The 21,404-nt window shown below is 65.1% G+C and carries 22 protein-coding genes, 1 tRNA gene and 1 pseudogene; 17 read left to right on the top strand and 7 right to left on the bottom strand.

All coding sequences use genetic code 11. From position 1 onward, the window contains the following. The first annotated feature begins 158 nt into the window (after nt 1–158). From QMG80_RS14280 to QMG80_RS14230, 11 genes are all read left to right on the top strand, one after another. Nucleotides 159–2,360 (top strand): sensor histidine kinase, encoded by a 2,202-nt coding sequence (locus tag QMG80_RS14280; protein WP_245300011.1) that lies wholly within the window; start codon nt 159–161, stop codon nt 2,358–2,360. Further along, a complete protein-coding gene (ntrX, locus tag QMG80_RS14275; protein ID WP_085769775.1) occupies nt 2,360–3,727 on the top strand; it encodes a nitrogen assimilation response regulator NtrX in 1,368 nt (455 codons plus the stop codon). Before QMG80_RS14280 ends, ntrX begins: the two co-directional genes overlap by 1 nt. A 230-nt stretch (nt 3,728–3,957) precedes the next feature. Beyond that, nucleotides 3,958–4,899, top strand: a complete 942-nt coding sequence (locus QMG80_RS14270) for a heme o synthase (RefSeq protein WP_085773400.1) — start codon at nt 3,958–3,960, stop codon at nt 4,897–4,899. Next, complete coding sequence (locus QMG80_RS14265) at nt 4,896–5,039, top strand: cytochrome c oxidase system small membrane protein (protein WP_199769009.1); 144 nt, start codon at nt 4,896–4,898, stop codon at nt 5,037–5,039. The genes QMG80_RS14270 and QMG80_RS14265 overlap by 4 nt, the downstream gene beginning before the upstream one ends. A gap of 196 nt (nt 5,040–5,235) precedes the next feature. Next, entirely contained in the window at nt 5,236–6,651 is a 1,416-nt protein-coding gene (gene thrC, locus QMG80_RS14260) for a threonine synthase (RefSeq protein WP_085769774.1), read from the top strand. A gap of 2 nt (nt 6,652–6,653) precedes the next feature. Then, the gene (locus QMG80_RS14255; protein WP_085769773.1) at nt 6,654–7,268 is read left to right on the top strand and encodes a GNAT family N-acetyltransferase; all 615 of its coding nucleotides are present in this window, start codon (nt 6,654–6,656) and stop codon (nt 7,266–7,268) included. A 198-nt stretch (nt 7,269–7,466) separates the two neighbouring features. Beyond that, nucleotides 7,467–8,792: a serine--tRNA ligase gene (gene serS, locus QMG80_RS14250; protein WP_085769772.1), complete on the top strand. Its 1,326-nt coding sequence runs from the start codon at nt 7,467–7,469 to the stop codon at nt 8,790–8,792. A gap of 345 nt (nt 8,793–9,137) precedes the next feature. Further along, nucleotides 9,138–9,908, top strand: coding sequence for a 5'/3'-nucleotidase SurE (gene surE / locus QMG80_RS14245; protein WP_085769771.1), 771 nt, complete (start codon nt 9,138–9,140; stop codon nt 9,906–9,908). Continuing rightward, nucleotides 9,905–10,564, top strand: coding sequence for a protein-L-isoaspartate O-methyltransferase family protein (locus tag QMG80_RS14240; RefSeq protein WP_085769770.1), 660 nt, complete (start codon nt 9,905–9,907; stop codon nt 10,562–10,564). The genes surE and QMG80_RS14240 overlap by 4 nt, the downstream gene beginning before the upstream one ends. 144 nt (nt 10,565–10,708) lie before the next feature. Further along, complete coding sequence (locus tag QMG80_RS14235) at nt 10,709–12,031, top strand: peptidoglycan DD-metalloendopeptidase family protein (protein ID WP_085769769.1); 1,323 nt, start codon at nt 10,709–10,711, stop codon at nt 12,029–12,031. Between the two features lie 351 nt (nt 12,032–12,382). Continuing rightward, nucleotides 12,383–13,507: an anhydro-N-acetylmuramic acid kinase gene (locus QMG80_RS14230; protein WP_085769768.1), complete on the top strand. Its 1,125-nt coding sequence runs from the start codon at nt 12,383–12,385 to the stop codon at nt 13,505–13,507. Here QMG80_RS14230 and QMG80_RS14225 read toward each other — a convergent pair. Together QMG80_RS14225 and QMG80_RS14220 are read right to left on the bottom strand one after the other, a co-directional pair. Next, complete coding sequence (locus tag QMG80_RS14225) at nt 13,482–13,982, bottom strand: BP74-related protein (protein WP_210190835.1); 501 nt, start codon at nt 13,980–13,982, stop codon at nt 13,482–13,484. The two genes, QMG80_RS14230 and QMG80_RS14225, sit on opposite strands and share 26 nt — an antisense overlap. 93 nt (nt 13,983–14,075) lie before the next feature. Then, complete coding sequence (locus QMG80_RS14220; RefSeq protein ID WP_085769766.1) at nt 14,076–15,119, bottom strand: HpcH/HpaI aldolase/citrate lyase family protein; 1,044 nt, start codon at nt 15,117–15,119, stop codon at nt 14,076–14,078. A gap of 294 nt (nt 15,120–15,413) precedes the next feature. Between QMG80_RS14220 and sppA the strand changes: the two genes are divergently transcribed. From sppA to QMG80_RS14195, 5 genes are all read left to right on the top strand, one after another. After that, nucleotides 15,414–16,379, top strand: a complete 966-nt coding sequence (gene sppA, locus QMG80_RS14215; RefSeq protein ID WP_085769765.1) for a signal peptide peptidase SppA — start codon at nt 15,414–15,416, stop codon at nt 16,377–16,379. A 37-nt stretch (nt 16,380–16,416) separates the two neighbouring features. After that, nucleotides 16,417–16,737 (top strand): integration host factor subunit beta, encoded by a 321-nt coding sequence (gene ihfB, locus QMG80_RS14210; RefSeq protein WP_085769764.1) that lies wholly within the window; start codon nt 16,417–16,419, stop codon nt 16,735–16,737. Nucleotides 16,738–16,796: 59 nt separating this feature from the next. Beyond that, nucleotides 16,797–17,129, top strand: a complete 333-nt coding sequence (locus QMG80_RS14205) for a LapA family protein (protein WP_085773399.1) — start codon at nt 16,797–16,799, stop codon at nt 17,127–17,129. Between the two features lie 107 nt (nt 17,130–17,236). Then, nucleotides 17,237–17,312: transfer RNA gene (locus QMG80_RS14200), tRNA-Thr, on the top strand. Between the two features lie 124 nt (nt 17,313–17,436). Then, entirely contained in the window at nt 17,437–17,640 is a 204-nt protein-coding gene (locus tag QMG80_RS14195; RefSeq protein WP_085769763.1) for a hypothetical protein, read from the top strand. A 60-nt stretch (nt 17,641–17,700) separates the two neighbouring features. On the opposite strand, the gene QMG80_RS14190 is transcribed toward QMG80_RS14195, so the two are convergent. Together QMG80_RS14190 and QMG80_RS14185 are read right to left on the bottom strand one after the other, a co-directional pair. Further along, complete coding sequence (locus tag QMG80_RS14190) at nt 17,701–18,000, bottom strand: hypothetical protein (RefSeq protein ID WP_085769762.1); 300 nt, start codon at nt 17,998–18,000, stop codon at nt 17,701–17,703. A gap of 68 nt (nt 18,001–18,068) precedes the next feature. Next, nucleotides 18,069–18,467, bottom strand: a pseudogene (locus tag QMG80_RS14185) (FdhF/YdeP family oxidoreductase); the annotation flags it as partial. A 213-nt stretch (nt 18,468–18,680) separates the two neighbouring features. On the opposite strand from QMG80_RS14185, the gene QMG80_RS14180 reads away from it, so the two are divergent. Beyond that, nucleotides 18,681–19,337, top strand: coding sequence for a cytochrome c3 family protein (locus QMG80_RS14180; protein ID WP_085769761.1), 657 nt, complete (start codon nt 18,681–18,683; stop codon nt 19,335–19,337). Nucleotides 19,338–19,387: 50 nt separating this feature from the next. Here the strand turns inward: QMG80_RS14180 and QMG80_RS14175 are convergent, their stop codons facing one another. Genes QMG80_RS14175 through QMG80_RS14165 form a run of 3 tightly spaced genes read right to left on the bottom strand, consistent with a single transcriptional unit; the run spans nt 19,388 to nt 21,349 of the window. Further along, nucleotides 19,388–19,801: a hypothetical protein gene (locus tag QMG80_RS14175; protein ID WP_085769760.1), complete on the bottom strand. Its 414-nt coding sequence runs from the start codon at nt 19,799–19,801 to the stop codon at nt 19,388–19,390. After that, nucleotides 19,791–20,888, bottom strand: a complete 1,098-nt coding sequence (locus QMG80_RS14170) for a hypothetical protein (RefSeq protein WP_085769759.1) — start codon at nt 20,886–20,888, stop codon at nt 19,791–19,793. Before QMG80_RS14170 ends, QMG80_RS14175 begins: the two co-directional genes overlap by 11 nt. Before the next feature lie 14 nt (nt 20,889–20,902). Continuing rightward, complete coding sequence (locus tag QMG80_RS14165; RefSeq protein ID WP_432806971.1) at nt 20,903–21,349, bottom strand: c-type cytochrome; 447 nt, start codon at nt 21,347–21,349, stop codon at nt 20,903–20,905. Nucleotides 21,350–21,404: the final 55 nt, after the last annotated feature.

Raw genomic sequence — 21,404 nt, 5'->3', positions numbered from 1 at the left:
GCCCTTCGAGGCGGATGCCGCTTTCGGGGAAAAAGTTCAGAAGGGGGTCCAACGCCCCGGTTTTCCGCCTCATTGCCGCCGCGACTTCCTGTTTGTAGCGGCCAATGTCTCAGGGAGGAAAACTAACGGGCAGGCTCGTGGCGCCACGAGGGCGGCGTTTGCTCTGGGCTTGGGCGGGTCCAGCCGTCGTTCTCGCCGCTCTCGCCTGCGCCTCCGCGACCTTCCTCGTCATCGCCTCTGCCGGGCCGATCGAGCCCAACAGCAAGACGCTGATCCTGCTTTACGTCGCAGACAGCTTGGCGATCGTCCTGCTGCTCGCCATGGTGCTGCGCCAGTCTTTGACGCTCTGGCGAGCTTGGCGGAAGGGCGAGGCCGCGGCGCGCTTGCATGTGCGCACGGTCGCCTTTTTCTCGCTCGTCGCGCTCATTCCGGCGCTTGCCGTCGCGGTCGTGGGGACGGTCAGCCTCGAGCGCGCGCTTTCCCCTGCCTTCATGTCCAATCTCAAGGGGTTCGTGCACAAAACAGCCGAGGCCGCGCAGACCTTTCGCGAAACCCAGTGCGGCGAGCTCCTCAAAGAGGCGCAGCTCACCGCCTCGGATCTCGACCAATCGCGCGCCATCTATGACGCCGACCGCAACCTGTACCACAAATACTTCGAAACCCGCGCGCGCACCTTGGGGTTCTCGGTCGCGGCTCTTGTCCATCCCAACGGCCAGATTCTCGATCAGGTCGTCGGCGACCCGACCGCCGCCAGCGCCATCGTGATCGCGCTGCCGCAGGAAGACTTCCGGGACGCGCGCCAAGGGGCGCTGCAATGCCGGATGATCGACGATGACCGCACCTTCGTCGGCCTGCGCCTGCTGACGAGCTTCCCCGACACCTATCTCTATGTCACGCGGCCGATGCATCCTTTTGCAATCGAGTTTCCGCGGCAGGCCGGCATATTCATCAAGAACTACGACTCGTTTGAGTCCTTCGGCGCGGAGGTCAAGCGCAATTTCGCGATCATCTATGCGATGTTGACGATGATCCTGCTGCTTTCTGCGATTTGGGTCGGCCTCGACTTCGCGAACCGGCTCGTCGCCCCGATCCGGACGCTCATTGCTGCGACCGACGAGGTCTCCGCCGGCAATCTCGCCGTGCGAGTCGAGGTCGACCGCGACCATGGCGACCTGTCCCGCCTGGGCGCGGTCTTCAACAAGATGACGACGGAGCTCGATCTGCAGCAGAAACGCCTGCTCGAGGCGAGCCGGATCAACGAGGAGCGCCGCGCCTTCACGGAGGCCGTGCTTGCAGGCGTTCCCGCTTCGGTCTTCGGCGCCGACGCCGACGGCCGGATCACCGTTGTCAACCGATCGGCCGAGGCTCTGCTGCGGGCTGGCGGCGCCTCGGCTCCCGGGCGGGTAGAGGACGCGCTTCCCGAGATCGCGCCGGCGCTGCGCGATGCGGTCGAAGTCTTTCCGCGCGCGATTCAAACTCAGCTCACGATCAAGCGGGGCGCGAGGGAGCGCATCTACAACGTTTCCGTCACCTCCGCCGGCGCCGCCGACGGCGACCGCAACTTCGTGGTGACGCTCGACGACATCACTGATCTCGTCACCGCCCAGCGCACCTCCGCTTGGGCCGATGTCGCCCGCCGCATGGCGCACGAAATCAAGAATCCGCTGACGCCGATCCAGCTTTCGGCGGAGCGGCTCAAGCGCAAATACGGCAAGGCGATTCAAACGGATCGCGAGATCTTCGACCAGTGCATCGACACGATCGTGCGGCAGGTCGACGACATCAAGCGGATGGTCGACGAGTTCTCCACCTTCGCGCGCCTGCCCAAGGCCCGCCCGGAGCGCGACGATCTGTGCGAAAGCGTGCGCCAGACGGCCTTCCTGATGCGGGTCGGGAACGCCGACGTGGACATTGTCGAGGATCTGCCCGCCGAGGGGCTTTTCGCGCAGATTGACCGGCGCGCGCTCTCCCAGGCGCTCCAAAACATCGTAAAGAACGCGATCGAGGGGATCGCCGCCCGTCAAGGTTCCGAGCCCGGGGAGAAAGGCGTCGTGCACATCGCGCTCAAGCGCAGGGACGGCATGGCGCAGATCGACGTGATCGACAATGGCAAGGGTTTTCCGGCGACGAATCGGCAGCGGCTCCTCGAACCCTATATGACGACGCGCGCCGAAGGCACCGGATTGGGCTTGCCGATCGTCGCTAAAATAGTCGAAGATCACGGCGGCAGACTGGAGCTGCTCGACGCGCCCTCCGGGAAGGGCGCTTGCGTGCGTATTCTGCTCCCGATCGAGCCGCCCGGCGAGGCTGCGTCGGGCGGTTGGGAAAGAACCAAGTCGAGCCGGGTTGGCGGGGCGTGATGGCGAACGACATATTGATCGTTGACGACGAAGAAGACATCAGGGAGCTCGTCGCCGGCATATTGAGCGACGAGGGCCACAATGCGCGCACGGCGCGAAACGCCGACGAAGCCCTCGGGGCGATCGCGACGCGCCGGCCGCATCTCGTCTTCCTCGACATCTGGCTGCAGGGCTCGCGGCTCGATGGGCTGCAGGTGCTCGAGGCGATCCAGAAGCTTCACCGCTCCCTTCCCGTCGTGATGATCTCGGGCCACGGCAACATCGAGACCGCCGTCAGCGCCATCAAGATGGGCGCCTATGATTTCATCGAGAAGCCCTTCAAGGCGGATCGTCTGGTGCTCGTCGCCGAGCGCGCGCTCGAGGCTTATAAGCTGCGCCGCGAGGTTTCGGCGCTTCGCCAGCGCGCCGGGACCCAGGATCGCATCGTCGGCTCCTCGATGCCCGCCAATCAGCTTCAGGCCGCCGTCGCGCGGCTCGCCCCGGTCAACTCGCGCGTGCTGATCACTGGCTCGCCCGGGGTCGGCAAGGAGCTCGCCGCGCGCGTGATGCACAGCCAATCGAGCCGCGCCGAGGCGCCCTTCATCGTGATCAACTCGGCGACGATGGCGCCGGAGAGCATGGAGGTCGAGCTCTTCGGCTTTGAGGGCTCCTCGCCCGGAGAATTCAAGATCGGCGCTCTCGAGGAGGCGCATGGGGGCACGCTCTTCTTCGACGAGATCACCGATATGCCGAAGGAGACGCAGGCGAAGATCCTGCGCGTGCTCGTCGACCAGAATTTCCAGCGCGTCGGGGGCTCGACGCGCGTCGAGGTCGACGTCCGAATCATCTCCTCCTCCGCCCGCGACGTTCAGCTTTGCATCGAGGACGGCCTCTTGCGCGAGGACCTCTATCACCGCCTCGCCGTCACCATGCTGCGCGTTCCCTCGCTCGCCGAGCGGCGTGAGGACATCGGCGAGCTGGTGGAATATTTCGTCGAGCAGACGACAGCGGCCTCCGGCCTCCAACGCCGCACGGTCTCCGACGATGCGCTCGCGGTGCTGCAGATGCACGACTGGCCCGGCAATATCAGGCAGCTGCGCAATGCCGTGGAGCGGCTGATGATTCTCACCGCCGGCGAGGCTGGCGGCGAGATCACCGCTGAGATGCTGCCCGCGGATGTGGGCGAGCTCGTGCCGGCCACCCCCGCCGGCGTGCGCGGAGAGAAGCTCATGAGCCTGCCGTTGCGCGAGGCCCGCGAGGTGTTCGAGCGAGAATATCTTGTGGCTCAGCTCAACCGTTTCTCCGGCAATATTTCCCGCACGGCCGAGTTCATCGGAATGGAGCGCTCGGCTCTGCATCGAAAGATGAAGTCGCTCGAGATCGAGTAGGCTGGCGAAGCCGGGGGCCGAGCGCGGCGCCTGCGCAGATCGCGCTGCATTCGGGCGGGCCTGCGACAACTTGGTGCGACGCAGCAATTGCGCAGGGTCTCACAATATGGTTGAAGCGCTTTGGGATGGGCCCTTGCTCGGCGATACGAGTCCCTTATGAGCCGCGCGGAGTCCTGGCTTTACTGCGCGAAGCGGGCGCTCCGACCGAGCGCGCCGATGGATCGGACCAAATGAGCGACACGACTTTCGCCACGGACGCGGGCCGAAGCCTCGACCAACCGTTCTCCGCTTCTCCCGCCGACTATTTCGCGCTCCTGAAGCCGCGCGTGATGTCGCTTGTCGTCTTCACGGCGCTCGCCGGCCTGCTTCTCGCGCCGACGCCGCCTCATCCCGTGCTCGCCCTGGCCTCGCTCATCGCCATCGCCATGGGCGGCGGCGCCTCCGGCGCGCTCAACATGTGGTACGAGGCCGATATCGATCGGCTCATGGTGCGAACGAGCGGCCGGCCCATCCCGGCGGGGCGGCTCAATCCCGAAGAGGCGCTGGCCTTTGGTCTCGTGCTCGCCGGCCTCTCGGTCCTCACGCTCGGCCTCGCCGCCAATTGGCTCGCCGCGGCGCTTCTCGCCTTCACGATCTTCTTCTATGTCGTCATCTACACGATGTGGCTCAAGCGCGCGACGCCCATGAATATCGTCATCGGCGGAGCGGCTGGCGCGCTTCCGCCGATCGTCGCCTATGCCGCGGCGACCGGCGAGATGGGCCTGGCGAGCATCGTGCTCTTCGCGATCATCTTCGTCTGGACGCCGCCGCATTTCTGGGCGCTGGCGCTCGTCAAGAACGAGGATTACACCCGCGCGGGCGTGCCTATGCTGCCGGTGGTGGCCGGTCCGGACCGCACGCGCCTCGAAATTCTGCTCTACACCCTGGTGTTGGTACCGCTGGGACTCGCGCCCTGCCTCCTCGGCTTCGCCTCGGCCGCTTATGGCGTCGCGGCGGTCGTGCTGGGCGCGGCGTTTCTGTGGTGCTCCTGGCGAGTCTATGCGCTGCGCGAGGGCGCCGCGGCGAGCAAGGCCGCTTGGCGGCTCTTCGGCTTCTCGATCGCCTATCTCTTTCTTTTGTTCTCCATCCTTGTGATCGAACGGCTTTTGTCTCTCTCGGGGGTTGTTCTGTGAGCAAGCCCGAGGATCCGCGGGAGGCCGCGAAGCGCAAGCGTAATCTGGCGATCGCGGTGGGCGTGGGCCTCTTCATGGCGCTCATCTACGTCGTCACGATCGTGAAGCTCGGCATCGCCTCTCATCACCCCGCGGGCTGAATCCCTATCCTGCGCGGCGCGGTCACGCGCGCGAAGGCGCAAGCCTCGAAGCCGCGGGGAGGCGGGTCCTTCCAGACGGCCCCTGCGGAGCGCGATCCTTTGGAGCAACGCCGAGGGCGCCTTCGCCTTGCGGCTTTCTCCGTGCTAAGATTCTCGCCCGTTTCGGCCTCCGCCGTCGGGCAATGAAAGTCGAGCCTTGGACTATATTTCCACGCGAGGGCGCGCGCCCGAGCTTCCCTTCGACGAGGTGGTGCTGACGGGACTGGCCGCCGACGGCGGACTTTACGTCCCACGCCGCTATCCGACCGTCGACCATAAGGAGATCGCAGCCTTCGCCGGCCGTCCTTACGCCGAGACGGCGGAAACCCTGATCGCGCCCTTCACCGAAGGATTGCCGCGGGACCTCCTGCATCAGGCGGCCCGAGGCGCCTACGCCACATTCTCGCATGCGGCGGTCGCGCCGCTCACGCAGATCGGCGATAATCTTTTCGTCCTGGAGCTTTTTCACGGGCCGACGCTCGCGTTCAAGGATCTGGCTATGCAGCTCCTGGGGCGGCTCATGGACGCCCTCCTGGAGACGCGCGGCTTGCGCGCGACGATTGTCGGGGCGACTTCGGGCGACACGGGCGCGGCAGCGATTGAAGCGTTCCGTGGGCGCGCCAACGTCGACGTCTTCATCCTCTATCCGGACGGGCGGGTCTCCGACGTGCAGCGACGTCAGATGACGACCGTCGCCGACGCAAACGTTCACGCGATCGCGCTCGACGGCTCCTTCGACGATGCGCAGACGCTGCTCAAGGGCCTCTTCCGCGACGAGTCCTTCCGCCGCGGCGTAGGTCTCGCCGGGGTCAATTCGATCAACTGGGCGCGCGTCGTCGCGCAAATGGTCTACTACTTTACGAGCGCCGTGACGCTCGGCTCTCCCCATCGCAAGATTTCCTTCGCCGTGCCCACGGGAAATTTCGGGGACGTGCTCGCGGGCTATGTCGCGAAGCGCATGGGGCTTCCGGTCGAGCGGCTCATCGTCGCGACGAATGAGAACGATATTCTGGCGCGGGCTCTGGCGACGGGACGCTACGAGCCTCGCGGCGTGACGCCGACGCAATCGCCGTCGATGGATATTCAGCTCTCCTCGAATTTCGAGCGGCTGCTTTTCGACGCGATCGGCCGCGATTCGGGTAGCGTGGTTCAGGCCTTCGAGGCCCTCGACCGCGACGGGGCTTTTGAAATCCCGCCGGGGGCGCTAAGAGCGGTTCGCGAGGATTTCGACGCGCTGGCCGTTAATGAGGCCGAGACCCAGGCCGAGATCGCCCGGACCTATCGCGACAGCGGATATGTGATTGATCCGCATACGGCGACGGGCGTCCGCGCGGCGCGGGCGCAACTCGAGAAAAGCCCAGGAACGCCGGTCGTCGCGCTGTCGACCGCCCATCCGGCGAAATTTCCTGACGCGATCGAGCGCGCGATCGGCCTGCGCATCGAGCCGCCGCCGCGGCTGGCCCCGGTTCTAGAAGGAAAGGAAAGAATTGCGCGCATGAAGAGGGACTCCGAGACCGTGAAACGCTTCATCCTGGAGCATGCGCGAGCGGCGCGCGTCGGCGCAGGGGCGTGACCATGGCGCTTTTCGGCGTAAGCTTTCCGAGGCGCGAGGTCACGATTCGAGGCGAGGGGATCTATCTGCGTCCCTGTCAGATGCGCGACTATGCCGAGTGGGCCTCGCTGCGAGAGAAGAGTCGCGCTTTTCTGACTCCCTGGGAGCCGGTGTGGCCGCATGACGATCTGACGCGCATGGCCTTCCGCTTCCGCGTCAAGCGCCACGCGGAGGAAGCCGCGCGCGACGAGGCTTACAGCTATTTTGTCTTCCGCGAAGAGGACCACGCGCTCGTCGGCGGATTGTCGCTCGGCCATGTGCGGCGCGGGGTCTCGCAGGCGGCGACGCTCGGCTATTGGATGGGTCAGCCTTACGCGGGGCAGGGCATCATGACCCGCGCGGTGCGCGCGACGATCGACTACGCTTTCGAGTTCCAGGGGCTGCATCGGATCGAGGCGGCCTGCCTGCCGACGAACGAGCCGTCTAAGCGCCTGCTGCTGCGTGTCGGCTTCACGCAGGAAGGCTATGCGCGCTCCTATCTCAGCATCAACGGGCAGTGGCGCGATCATCTGCTCTTTGCGATTCTCGAGGGCGACATTCCCTCGCATCCGCAGCCGCAATTGCCGAAGGCGGGGTGAGGAACCCCCCTCCCGTACCCTCCCCCGCTTCGCGGGAGAGGGGGCGGCCAGCGTTACGCGAACTCTCGATGACGGGCGCAACCGTGCTCCCTCTCCCGCGAAGCGGGGGAGGGTTGGGGAGGGGGCGCTTCGGCTCCTTGACGCTCTCGCGGCCTTGCGGGACAAGGCGGCCTTCCTCTTTCCCCGGCGGCTTCCTTCATGCACGACATCAAGCTTATTCGCGACGACCCACAAGCCTTTGACGCGGCGCGCGCGCGGCGCGGCCTGGAGCCCATTGCCGACCGGCTGGTGTCCCTCGACGACGCGCGCAAGATGGCGATCTCGGCGCTGCAGCGCGCGCAGGAGCGCCGTAACGCGGCCTCTAAGGAGATCGGCGTCGCGCTCAAGGAGAAGGATCAGGCAAAAGCCGAGGCGCTGAAGGCCGAGGTCGCGAAGATCAAGGAGGACTGGCCGAAGCTCGAGGCCGCCGAGCGCGAAGCGATCAAGACGCTTGAGGATGCGCTTGGCGAGATCCCCAACTCTCCCCTGCAAAGCGCTCCCGGCGGCAGGGACGAGAACGACAATGTCGAGGTCGTCCGCTGGGGCAAACTGAGGAACTTCGACTTCACGCCGAAGGAGCATTTCGAACTCGGCGAGGGCCTCGGCCTCATGGACTTCGAGGCGGCGGCGAAGATTTCCGGCGCACGCTTCGTCGTCAACAAGGGCAAGCTCGCGCGGCTCGAGCGCGCGCTCGCGCAATTCATGCTCGATCTGCACACAGACCAGCATGGCTATACGGAAGTGGCGCCGCCACTGCTCGTGCGCGATGCGGCCATGTTTGGCACGGCGCAGCTGCCGAAGTTTCGCGAGGATCAGTTCTCTGTGACGGCGGGGCGTCCGGCCTCGGGGACAGGCCAGGATGAAGCGACGGCAAGCTACTGGCTCATCCCCACCGCCGAGGTCCCGCTGACCAATCTCGCCAGCGGGCTCATCCTCGATGAATCGCAGCTGCCACTGCGTATGACCGCCGGCACCTATTGCTTTCGCGCCGAGGCGGGGGCCGCGGGGCGCGACACGCGGGGCATGATTCGCCAGCATCAGTTCTATAAAGTCGAGCTCGTCTCGATCACGACGCCCGAGCAGTCGCTCGAAGAGCATGAACGCATGACCGGCTGCGCCGAGAAGGTGCTGCAGCTTCTGGAGCTTCCCTATCGCAAGGTCGTGCTCTGCACGGGGGACATGGGCTTCGCGTCGCAAAAGACCTATGATCTCGAGGTCTGGCTGCCGGGGCAGGGGAAATATCGCGAGATTTCCTCCTGCTCGGTCTGCGGCGATTTCCAGGCGCGGCGCATGAATGCGCGCTATCGCGCGAGCGAGGGCGGGAGCTTGAGCTTCGTGCACACGCTCAACGGCTCCGGCGTCGCGGTCGGGCGCGCGCTCGTCGCGGTGCTGGAGAACTATCAGGAGGCCGACGGCTCGATCACCGTGCCCAAGGTTTTGCGGCCTTATATGGGCGGAATAGAGCGCATCGGGCGCGAGAGGTGAGATGGCGGTGTCGCCGGCAAGGTTGGGCGCGGCTCACCGGACGCAAGACTGACCCGGGAGAGCAGATTTATCATTGAATTGCATGGTGGAGCGTCGCGTGGGAGCGATATGAAGTCAAGGATTGCTTCGCAACCGCCTTCGGCGGCGGCGCGTAGCGCCGTCCTTGAGTCCATCTCGCTTCCACGCATAATCGCCTTCATACAATCAATGACGAACTGCCGCCGCTGTCGGCGAAGGTCTCAGGGGCGGCGCGCTTTTTTGGGAATCGATCCACCGCCCCCTCCCTAGCCCTCCCCCACAAGGGGGGAGGGGAGAGACACGGGCTACAGAAGCAAAGCGAGCGGCATGCGCATTCTTCTCAGTAATGACGACGGGGTGCACGCGCCGGGCCTCGCTCTCCTCGAAAAAATAGCGCGCCAATTCTCGGACGACATCTTCGTCGTCGCGCCGGAATCCGATCAGTCCGGCGTCGCCCATTCGCTATCGCTGACTGATCCGCTCCGCATAAGGGAGATCTCGCCGCGTCACTTCGCGGTGAGGGGCACGCCCACCGACTGCGTGATCGTCGCGGTCAGGAAGCTCATGGACCGGCCGCCCGACCTCGTGCTCTCGGGGGTGAACAACGGCCAAAACGTCGCCGAGGACGTGACCTATTCGGGCACCATCGCGGCGGCGATGGAGGGCGCCTTGCTCGGCATTCCCTCGATCGCGCTCTCGCAGGCCTATGATTTCTTTTCCGGCCGGCGCGAGGGGCACTGGGATTGCGTTGAGGCCCATGCCGCTTCCGTGCTGCGCCGGCTCATCGCGGCGGGCGTTCCGCAGAACGTCCTGATGAATGTGAATTTTCCGCCCTGTCCGGCCGAGGACGTCAAGGGCGTGGCGATCACCGTGCAGGGTCGCCGAAGCGCCGATCTCATGTATGTCGAGGACCGCCGCGACGGCCGCGGCAATCCCTATCATTGGATCGCCTTCCGCCGGGCCGACTTCACCCCGGAAGCGGGCACCGATCTCGAGGCGCTCGAGAAGCGTCTGATCTCAATCACGCCGCTCAAGCTCGACCTGACCGATCATCCGACCGTGACGACGCTGGCCTCGATCTTCGAGGTCGAGACATGAGCGCGGAGCTCACGGCTGGGGCGGAGGTCGAGCAGCGCGCTGCGCTGCTCTTGCAGCTGCGCCGCGCGGGCGTGCGGAACGTTGCGATCATGCGCGCCATCGAGCGCGCCCCGCGGCTGCTCTTCGCGCCGCATCGCTTTCGAGATCTGGCCGATCGCGACATGGCGCTGCCGATCGACTGCGGCCAGTCGATGCCCTCCGCCGCCGATCTCGGACGGCGCATCGAGGCGCTTCGCGTCACGCCCGAGCATCGCGTGCTCGAGGTCGGATCGGGCTCGGGCTACGCCGCGGCGGTGCTCGCGCAGCTTGCGCGCGAGGTGATCTCGCTCGAGCGCTACGCGTCTCTCGCGGCGGAGGCCTCGGCGCGGCTCGCGAGCGCGGGCGTCATGAACGCACGCGTGATCCATGCCGACGGTCTCGAGCCGCCCGCGGAGCTTGGCGCTTTCGAGCGGATCATCCTCCATGTCGCGACGCGGGACACCCCGGCCGGGCTGGTCGAGCGGCTCGCTCTCGGCGGCGTTCTGGTTTTCGCTCGGGTGGGCCAAGGCCAGACTCGCAGCATCCGCCTTGAACGGACGGGAGAAGGCGTCAGGGAGACCGATCTCGGCCCCTGTCGGCTGCCCTTGGCGGCGGCGGGCCTGGCCGCGCGGCTCTAGATCACGCTGCGTCGCGACTCCAGGCCGATACAGGAGACGTGCGCAGTTTCGAGATTTTGCCCGATCTATGTTCATCTTAAACCGTCCCTTAACCGGGGCGGCGTAGAAGAGACTGATCAGATTTGCGTTCGGGTGGGTCGCGTCATGGCTACAATGCGTCAGTTCCTTCTTTCTCGGGTCGCGCTGCGTTTCGCCCTCGCGGCCGGCGCGGCGGCTACAATTTCGGGCTGCTCGGACGCCAGTCGTTTTGCGTCCGATCCCTTCTCCGATCCTTTCGGAACGAAGGTGGCTTCGCGCCCCGGACGTCCGGTCGACAATGTGGCGACAGGCTCGATCTCCGGCGGCTCCGCTCCCGGCCCGGTTCGCTCTCAGCCGCTCAACCCTCCCGTCGCGGCCGCCGGCGCCGCGGCGAACGGATACGATCACTGGACCGCTCAGGGCGGCACGCCGGTCACCCTCGCGGAGGGAGAAACCCCCGAGATTGTCGCCAATCGCTACGGCGTCCCGACGGACGTTCTGGTCCGGGTCAACGGCTTTTCCAGCGCCTCTGAAGTGTCGCCGGGAAGCCGTCTCGTGATCCCGGTCTATAGCGGCAGGGTCGCGGCGACGCCGAAGCCGGCCAGCTCCGCGCCGCGCCAGGTCGCCGAAGCCCCCAAGCCCGCGCCGACGCCCGCGGCTCCGCCTCCCGCTAAGGTTGCGGCTGCGCCCGCTCCGGCAAAGCCCGGCCATGTCGCCCAGGTCGCCGCCGCGCCCGCCGCAAAGCCGCAGCCGGTCGCGCAAGCCAAGCCGCAGCCGGCGGCGCCAGCGAAGCCCGCGATTGCCCAAGCGAAACCCGCCGTTGCGCAGACGAAACCGCAGCTCGCCGCCGCGAAGCCGCAGCCGGTCGCCGTGGCGAAGCCGGCGGCGTTAGCGCAGAAGCCGGCGCCCGCCCAGGCCGCGCACGCTGCCAAGGCTCCGCCCGCGGCGCCCGCAGCCGTCGCCGCCGCGTCCCCGCCGCCCACGCCTGCGGCGCCGGCCCCTTCCGCCGCGCCCAAGGTCGCAGCGGCTGCGCCAGCGGCCAGCGACGAGGAGCCCACGGAGAAGGTCGGATCGGGCGCGCATCCCGAGTTCCGTTGGCCGGCGCGGGGTCGGGTCATCCAGAGCTTCACCTCCGGCGGCAATGACGGGATCAACATCGCGCTGCCCGAGGGCACGCAGGTCAAGGCGGCTGAGAGCGGCGTCGTGGCCTATGCGGGGAACGGCCTGAAGGGCTACGGCAATCTCGTGCTGATCAAGCATCCGAACGGCTTCGTCTCGGCTTACGCCCACAATGGGGAGCTGAATGTGAAGGCCGGCGATCAGGTCACCCGCGGGCAGACGATCGCCAAATCCGGGCAAAGCGGCGATGTGCCGACCCCGCAGCTCCACTTCGAGCTGCGCAAGGGCAAGACCCCGGTCGATCCGATGGGTTATCTCGCGTCGCTCTAGCGCGCGGGGCAGGACGCTCCGGCGCATGCGAGACACACCGCGCCGGAGAAAAGGGCGGCGGGTCCCAGGAAAGGCCCGCCGCCCCTTCGCGTTTCCTGACGACTTCAACTAGACTGTCGGCGTGCGAGCAATGATGGTCAAGAACGTGCAGGCTATGCGGGAATCGATCGGCGCGTCGCGCCCCCTCCCTGTTCCTCCCCCGCAAGCGGGAGAGGGGACCCCAACGATCAGAATTGCGCGATGTGCTGATGCGGCCCAGAGTCCGCTCCCTCTCCCGCGGAGTGGGGGAGGGTTGGGGAGGGGTCTCGCGGTGGGCGCCTCTATGGTCTCGCACTTTGAAGGCGCGCTCTGATGCCGACTTATCGCGGGATCGGCCTCATGTCCGGCACGTCGATGGACGGCGTCGACGTGGCGCTCCTCGAGACCGACGGCGATGAACAGCTCGTCTTTGGCCCGACGGGGAGCTTTCCCTATTCCGACGCCGACCGGGGGCTCTTGCGCGGCGCGCTCGCGGAAGCGGCGACGCTACAGGACCGGACGGCGCGTCCTGGCGTCTTGGCGGTCGCGGAAAAAATGGTGACGGACCGCCACGCGGAAGCCGTCGAGGCCTTTCTCGCCGATTACGCGATTGACCCGGCGTCGATTTCGGTCGTCGGGTTTCACGGGCAGACGGTGCTGCACCGCCCCAAGGAGCGTCTGAGCGTCCAGCTCGGCGACGGCGCCGCGCTTGCGGGGAGGCTGGGGCTCGACGTGGTCCACGACTTTCGCGCTGCGGACCTTGCCGCCGGAGGGGAGGGCGCGCCGATCGTCCCTGTGTTCCACCGCGCGCTTGTCGCCGCTGCGGGCTTCCGCGGGCCGGTGGCGCTGCTCAACATTGGGGGAGTCGCCAACGTCACCTATGTCGAGGACGGCCTTGAACCGATCGCTTGCGACACGGGGCCGGGTAATGCGCTGATCGACGATCTCATGCTCCAGCGCACCGGCGCGCCCATCGACCGGCATGGCCGAACGGCGGCGCGCGGGCGCGTCAATGAGGCCGCCTTGCTGCGCTTGTTATCTCATCCATTCTTTGAGGATACGCCACCTAAATCGCTAGATCGCAATGCTTTTTCTCCTAAGGCGATAAGTCATCTCTCAACTGAGGACGCCGCCGCCACGCTGACGGCTTTCACGGCGGGTTCGGTGCTGCGCCTCTTCCCGCATCTGCCTAGGGAGCCGGAGCTCCTCATCGTTTGCGGCGGCGGCGCGCGCAATCCTATCCTCGTGCGCGAGCTGGTGCTGCGCCTTCCCTGCAAGGTCACGACGGCCGATGTCGTGGGCTGGTCGCCCGACTTCCTCGAGGCGCAGGCCTTCGCCTATCTGGCGGCGCGGATGCTGGAGGGCTTGCCGCTGACCTATCCGACAACGACTGGCGTGCCTGAGCCGACCCCTGGCGGCGTCATCGCACGCGCTAGCGCGGCGACGGCATCTCTTTGATCACATGCTGGCTCCATGGGCACCAGCGGTTTCCCGGTAGGAAATGACCGCCAACCTCGTCGAGATGCTTTTGCACGTAAGAGGTTTCGGCGTCGCACACCTCAGTGCTTATCTCCGGAAAGGAGATTGTGCGCGGCTCGTAGTGGAAGCCCCAAGGCCTGTTGTAAGGCGCCGGCGTGAGCACGATAATTCCGCTGACGTGAGGCGGCGGTTCGGGGTGGTCGTGAATGATGCGTAGCGCGTTTGCGATCTGTTCAGGGTCGCGCAGCTCGAAGACAAAATCATTTTCTGGTTTGCCGTCCGACATCAGAAAATATCGCGGCTCTTGTGCTGCGACAGCAGCGGCCGTCAATGATAAGAGCACGACAAGCGAGGCCCGGAGCGAATGTTTCATGGCAATCTCCCAACGCGATCTGCGGCGAAAAACCGTTAATTGATCCGAAATTTCGCCGGGTAGTTCCCAGTTGAGATGCATTTTGCCCCGATTTTGCCTCCTGGACAAGGCTGCGCGGGCTTCGGAGCGCGCGTGGAGAATGCCCCGCCAAGAGATCAAAGGCGGGGTTCGAGTTCAAAACCCGTAAATCTTTGCGAACTCCGGATCGGCCGCCGCGACCTGACGGGCGAGGTCCACGATGACCTTGGCCTGTTTCCAGGTCGCGTCGTCCTGCATGCGGCCGTCGATCATCACCGCCCCGGCGCCGTCGGGCATGGCGTCGAGCACGCGCTTGGCGAAGGCGACCTCGGCCGGGTCGGGCGAGAAGACCTTTTTGGCGATGGCGATTTGAGACGGGTGCAGCGACCAGGCGCCGGCGCAGCCGAGCAGAAACGCGTTGCGGAACTGCGCCTCGCAGGCGGCTGCGTCGGAGAAGTCGCCGAACGGGCCGTAGAAAGCCTTGATCCCGGCCGAGGCGCAGGCGTCGACCATCTTGGCGATGGTGTAATGCCAGAGGTCCTGCTGATAGGCCGATCGGGCGGCGCCGGTCTCGGCGGCGTCGGCGAGCACGCGATAGTCGGGATGGCCGCCGCCGACACGCGTCGTCTTCATGGCGCGTGACGCCGCGAGATCCGCCGGCCCGAGGCTGATGCCGTGCATGCGCGGCGAGCAGGAGGCGATGGCGTCGACGTTCTTGACGCCCTCGGCGGTCTCGAGAATCGCGTGGATCAGGATAGGCTTTTTAACGCCGTTGCGCGCTTCGAGCTGCGCGAGGAGCTGGTCGAGATAGGCGATATCCCAGGGGCCTTCGACCTTGGGCAGCATCACGACGTCGAGCTTGTTTCCGACCGCGCCGACGATCTCGATCATATCGTCCAGGGCCCAGGGGGAGTTCAGCGCGTTCATGCGCGTCCAGAGGCCCGTCGAGCCGAAGTCGGTGGATTTCGCCATTTCGATGAAGCCTTTGCGCGCGGCTTCCTTGGCGTCGGAAGGGATGGCGTCCTCGAGATTGCCGAGCACGACGTCCACTTGCTTGGCGATCTCCGGGACCTTGGCGCGCATTTTTTCCAAATGCGGCGGCACAAAATGGATCATCCGCTCGACCTTGACGGGGAGCTCCCGCAAGGGCGCAGGGGCGCCGATGGCGAGCGGGCGATAGAATTGGTTGGGAAGTTTCATGAGGGCTCCAAAGGTTGGGGCGGAGCTAGCAAAGGGCAGGGAGGGATGCAAGGCGGGGGGCTGGTTGAGCCAATCGTTGAAGGGGACGAGTCGCCCTCATCCAAAGGAGCGCGCGCAGGGCGTGTCACGAAGGATGAGGGTTTCCGCGGCCTGGGGGCGCGCGAGCGTGGGGCATGGCGGCGCTCGCGTCCGGGATCACTCGCACCAACACCCGATAGCCTCGGCGCAAGAATAGCGCTATAGGCTTAAAATAACTTCCCTTTCTAGCCCGCCGACCGCCCGAGGAGATCCGCAATGACGTCGCCCTCTAGCGATTATCTCCTGGACCGCCGCCGCATGCGCCGCAAGCTCGGCTACTGGCGGCTGGCTGCGATCGGAGCCGGGCTGCTCGCCGCGCTGATCGCCGTCTCCAAATTCTCGGGAGTCGAGTCGTTGGACAAGGGTTCGCCGCATATTGCCCGGTTCATTGTCGAGGGCATGATCACGGGCGACCGTGACACGCTCGATCTCATAAAAGAACTCGAGGAATCGAAGGCGACCGGGGTGCTGCTCGCGATCGACAGCCCCGGCGGCACGACGACGGGCGCGGAGGCGGTCTATCTCGCCTTTCGCAAGCTCGCCGAAAAAAAGCCAGTCGTCGCCGTGGTCAGCAATATCGGAGCCTCGGGCGCTTATATCGCCGCGCTTGGCGCGGATCGGATCTTCGTGCGCGGAAACTCGCTCGTCGGCTCGATCGGCGTGCTGGCGGAGGTGCAGAGCCTTTACAAGGGGCTCGACATGATCGGCGTGAAGGTCGACGAGTTTAAATCCTCGCCGCTCAAGAACGCGCCGAACGGATTCGAGCCGACCAGCGACGCCGCGCGCGCCGCGATCATGGCGCTGATCGAGGACAATTATGCTTGGTTCAAGGGGCTGGTGAAGGAGCGTCGGGGCCTCACCGACGAGGAGCTCGCCAAGATCGCCGACGGGCGCGTCTTCACCGGCCGGCAGGCGGTTCCCTTAAAGCTCGCGGACGCCTTCGGCGGAGAGAGCGAAGCGGTTCTCTGGCTCGAGCAAACGAAGGGCGTCGCCAAGAAGCTCCCGATTCGCGACTGGAAGAAGAAGAGCAAGCTCGATCAGCTCGGGATTCTCGGAATAGCCTCCAGCGCGCTGCGTGCGACGGGCTTCGCGCAGCTTGCCGCGGCGCTTGAGAGCGTTCTGGAGCCGCGCGCCTCGCTTGACGGCGTGCTGGCCATTTGGCAAGGTCCGCGCGGATATTGAGTTTGAAGGGCTTGCAGAATGGACGGAGGTTGAAGAAATGATCAAGTCCGAGCTGATCCAGCGGATCGCGGATCGTAATGATCATCTCTACCAGCGCGACGTCGAGGCGATCGTCAGCACGATTCTCGGCGAGATCAGCGCGGCGCTGGCGCGGGGCGATCGTGTCGAGTTGCGCGGCTTCGGCGCCTTTTCGGTCAAGAAGCGCGAGGCGCGCACCGGCCGCAATCCGAGGACAGGGGAACGCGTGTCCGTGCAGGAGAAGAGCGTGCCCTTCTTCAAGACGGGCAAGGAAATGCGCGAGCGCTTGAACGAGAACTACGAGACTGAGGGCCTCAGCGGCCCCGACGCCCGGTCTTAGGACCGTTCATCCTTCAGCATGTCGAGGACTTGGCTTTCGGGCCGAAGGGAACGGAAACGATGCGCTTTCTGCGCCTCTTATTCTTAGTCGTGGTGGCGCTGGCCGCCCTCTATCTGGCGGAGGCCAATCGGGCGCCGGTGACGATCTCGCTCGATCCTTTCCCGGGAGGCGATGCGTCGGAGTTCAGCTTCAAGGCTCCGCTTTTTCTCGTGATCTTCGCGGCGGTCGCCCTCGGCGTGGTGCTCGGCGCCGCCGTCTCCTGGCTGGGGCATGTGGACATCCGTCGCCGCGCGCGCACGGCACAATCCGAGCTCGCCAAGACCCGCAGCGAAGTCGAAGGCCTTCGCCAGCAGTCCTTGGCTGGCCTCACTGGGGACGGCGTGAAGAAATAGGCGTCATTCGACCGGGCTTGCGGCTTGAAAAGACGGCGCTCGCCCGATAGAAGGTCCTGCGCCGATGGCAGCCTGGTCTCGGCGCAGTGGTCGCGAGGCCCGCAAGGGCCGCAATAGCTCAGTTGGTAGAGCACATCATTCGTAATGATGGGGTCGGGGGTTCGAATCCCTCTTGCGGCACCAATCAAATCAAAGAGACAATCAACTCTCGCCCGCCTCGGCGACGCTATCGAAAATCTTGCGCCATGCGGCGCCGGGGTTTCGCCCAGGCAGGGCCGATATCTCGCGCCCCAGTCACGAGGGACAAATGACAAGTCGTTCACTCATCGCATTCGCCCAAGCTCAGCTCGACGAGGCGCGCCGCGCGCTTCGAGACGCCGCCACCGACTTCACCGTCCCTGACGAGAAAGTTTTGGAACTGCGAGCGGCCGCTCAGCGAGCCTACGAAGAACTTGCGGCGCTGGACCGTAAGGCGGCTAAGACTGGGTTCCTCAGCTTTTTGGGCCTTTAGCGCGCGTCCCAATCGCGCGGAAACACGCGATCGATAGGGACTAGGCTCCCAATTAAGAACTCAGAGCATGTCATGGAGAACCGCTTCGCACTTATCCGTGACATGCCCTAAGGGGCCAGCGCCATGCGTCAGGCCCGGATGCGGACCGGCACGGCATTTCGAGGCCGGGGTCTTCGACAGCCTCTCGTGGTGCGCGAGGCTGACGAGCGCGTTCATTTCAGGGTAATAGGCGCCGAGACATCCGTCCGGCAGGCTGAAGCTCATCACTCTCAGCGGTCCCACATTGCGTGCGACGCCATCCTCGGCGTCGCTCTCGAGCGAAACCATCTGTCCTTCGCTCAAGCCGGCGCGCGATCTCATCGGGGTTCATCAGCAGCACGTCGCGCGTTCGTTCCCTCGACGCCGCGCAGACGATCACTCAGGCCGCAGGAGCAGGGCATGTAGCGATCGCTTTGCGGATCGTAGCGCAGGGGATGAGTGAGGCGGCCCAGCTGCTCGAGATCGAAATCCTTCCATTCTCTGAGCTCCGTCACAGTGTGGCGCGCAAAGAACTCGGGCGTGCATCGCAGGCTTGTCGCCTCCCAGAGCGTCGCCTTGGCGCCGTTCTCGCGGAACTCAAAAAGATGAGGGTCTGCGGGCTTGGCCCAAGAACAGGAAACGCACATGAAACCATGCGGCTTGTTCTGGTGCAGAAGCGTGTCGAGCACGGCGGGGGAATCCAACTCCGTGCCGGCAACCTCAACCACGCCGCGCAACGAACCCCAACCGCCAGCGGGGCCGTTGTACTCCACCGTAACGTGACGCTCGGACAGTCCGGGAAGAGCCATGGAACCCTCGGCCAGGGCTAAGACCCCGCGAAGCCCCTGGCGGAAGTAACGCCTGCTGCAAAACAAATGTTCCGGCGCCAATGCGGGCGCCCGCCAAAATCTGCCGTAGCGCCTGCATTAAGCAGGAAATTGGGAACATTTTCGAACAGACGGGACTTTAGCAGCGAGCGTTCCCGCGATCAGCGGTGACGCACGCGATCCGCGAGAACCACGATGCCGCAGATTTTTCGACCCTTTGCGGACACGATCGCTCGGATTGTTCTGATTGCGATCATCCTTGTTCCCCTAGCCGCGATCGGCGTCGCATATGGCGTCATGAGGTCGCCCTTCATCACGGGAGAAAACATAACGTTGGAGCAACCGGTCCCTTTCAGCCACGAACATCATGTGGGAGGACTCAAGCTCGACTGCCGCTATTGTCATAGCTCGGTCGAGAAGTCGCCCGTCGCCGGGGTTCCGCCTACGCATACATGCATGACCTGCCACTCCCAGATCTTCACCAATGCGCCGATGCTGGCTCCTGTGCGCGAGAGCCTCGCGGAGGGCAAGCCCATACGCTGGAAGCGCGTGCACCATCTGCCGGCCTATGTTTATTTCGATCATTCCGTACACATAGCGAATGGCGTGGGTTGCTCGACCTGTCATGGCGCCGTCGAGACGATGCCGCTCATGCGGCAAACGCAGCCGCTTACGATGTCATGGTGCTTGGACTGCCATCGCAATCCGGCGCCAAACCTTCGACCGTTGGCCGACATTTTCAAGACCGGTTGGAGGCCGCCAGAGGATCAGGAGCGCAAGGGCCGTGAGCTTCTTCAGGAGCATCGTATCGACACCGGACATCTGACGGATTGTTCCACCTGTCATCGTTGAAGAGCTTCGGGCCTGCGCTCCTCACAAGCAGAGCTTGCGCCTCAGTAGCTTCACCCTTTGTGCAGAATCTTTCTGTTCCGGATGGGCGCGCGCGGCCGGGCAGGCGGCGGCGCCTTCGCGGCGGGCGGGCTTTGCTCGATGGGCGCATAGCCATCGGCTCCGCGTTTGGCGATCATGTCCATCGCTTGCTCGATCGGAATGACCGACCTTGCCTCGCTATCGGTGTCGACCGGATGGGGGCTGGTGATCCAGGGTTGCCGCTGCTCCTGCTTTGGAGTCTCCAGCACGCTCGGTTGCGGAAAGGCGCTTGGCGAGACGAAAGTGCGGCTCGGCGCCTTCCAGGCGTAAAGTCCGAGCGAGATGGCGATGCCCGCTCCAAGAATGAACAGCACGCCCAGCGCGACATAGAGCACGCGCCCGACGTCAACGTCGGGAGACGCCAGATCGTCGGGTTCATCGGGCACGCGCGGCGCTCCATTTCTTATGCGCGTCTTTCGCCCAGGACAGGCTGAGAAAGGCGACGAACAGGGCTCCGACCGCGGTACTCGCGACAAGCGCCGAGGCAAGCGACAGCACGCCGAAGGAGGGGGCGATCAGATAGGCGTCGTAGAGCGCGATCCCGACGAGCGCGACCGCGCCTATGCAGCGCAATCCCAACGCGCTGCTACGAACGCGTTCCAGGAAGAGCGAGAATATCGGGAAGACGGAGCCAAGCGCGAAGGCGAGAACGCCGATCAACATCCAGGGCCCTTCGTCGCGTCGCACGAGAAACAGCGCTTTCTGCGGCAGGTTGCCGTACCAGATCACCAGCACGGCGATGAAATTCAAGTAGGTGATCCCAAGAAGGGTGGCGAGGAGAAGTCCTCCGATATCTGCGAGCGCGGGATCCTTGCTGTCGGTAGGAGAGATGATCGCGGCCCAGGCAAGCGCTGCGGCGAATTGCGTGAACGCCAGGGTTGCGCCGAAAGAAGTCGAGATGAAAGCGGGTTCGAGCGAGAGAATCCAGTCAAGGCCAATCAAGCCGATGATGAGGCCGTGGATACCCAAGCCGATGGCTGCGACGAGGACGGCGGCCCCACCCGACACGCGCGTCAAGAGGAGACCCATGATGGTCCAGAAGAAGAGCGCGCCTAGGCTTCGAGCGATGTAAAAGGGGATGTTGAGATAGAGCTGCGAGACGTCGCTTGGCGTGGACGCCGGGTCATAGGCCCAAGGATAGATGATCTTCAGCTCCACAAGGATTGGAGCGAAGAGCGCCGCAATCAGCGGCAGGGCCATTGCGGCGGGGAAGAGCGCTGGGGCAAATCGCGTACCCCATCGACCGCCGGTTAGAGTGTGAATCATGAGGGCGAAGAGGCAGCCAATCGCGATGCCGCTCCAGAGCACCAGGGCCGTGAGCCAGCCTCCGGCGGCGATTCTTGCGTCATATAGAAAAATGACGGCCATGCCGGCGAGCGCCAGAACGGCGACGATGAGGGCAGGGACGAGGGAGACTTGCAGCGAGGCGATCCGCCCATGCTCGCGATCCCGACGCTCCATGCTTTCCAACATTGCGACCTCGCGATTTATTGCGCCTTTCGAGAAGCCAGCGCCGGCTGTCGCGACAACTGCAGCGCGCGAATATAGGCTACGATCGCCCAGCGATCCGCGGGTTCGATCCGCGAAGCGTAAGAGTACATGACCCCATAGCCATTTGTGATCACCTCGAAGAAGTGTTGAGCGGGAGCCGAGCGGAGGTCGTCGGAATGGTAGGACGGCGGATGCGGGAAACCCCGTTGCACGATGACGCCGTCGCCGTCGCCTGAAGCGCCGTGACACGGCGAGCAAAACACCGTGAATTGATCTTTGCCGCGTTTGAGAAGCGCGGCAGTCATCGCAGGCGGCGCTTTCGCGCTCGCGTCCCGCGCGAGATCATGCTGCGCGGATGCGCCCCGAGGCAGCGGTCTGGCGGAGGCTCCGTCGGCCCAAAAATCGGAGGACTGGTACGTCGTGTATTTGCGTTGTTGGGTCATGCTCAAGCCGCAGCTACAGAGCGGGAGTGCCAGGCAAATCATCAGGACGATCTTG

This window comes from Methylocystis bryophila, from assembly GCF_027925445.1.
Lineage (GTDB): Bacteria > Pseudomonadota > Alphaproteobacteria > Rhizobiales > Beijerinckiaceae > Methylocystis > Methylocystis bryophila.
This window is presented reverse-complemented; position numbering and strand designations above follow the sequence as displayed.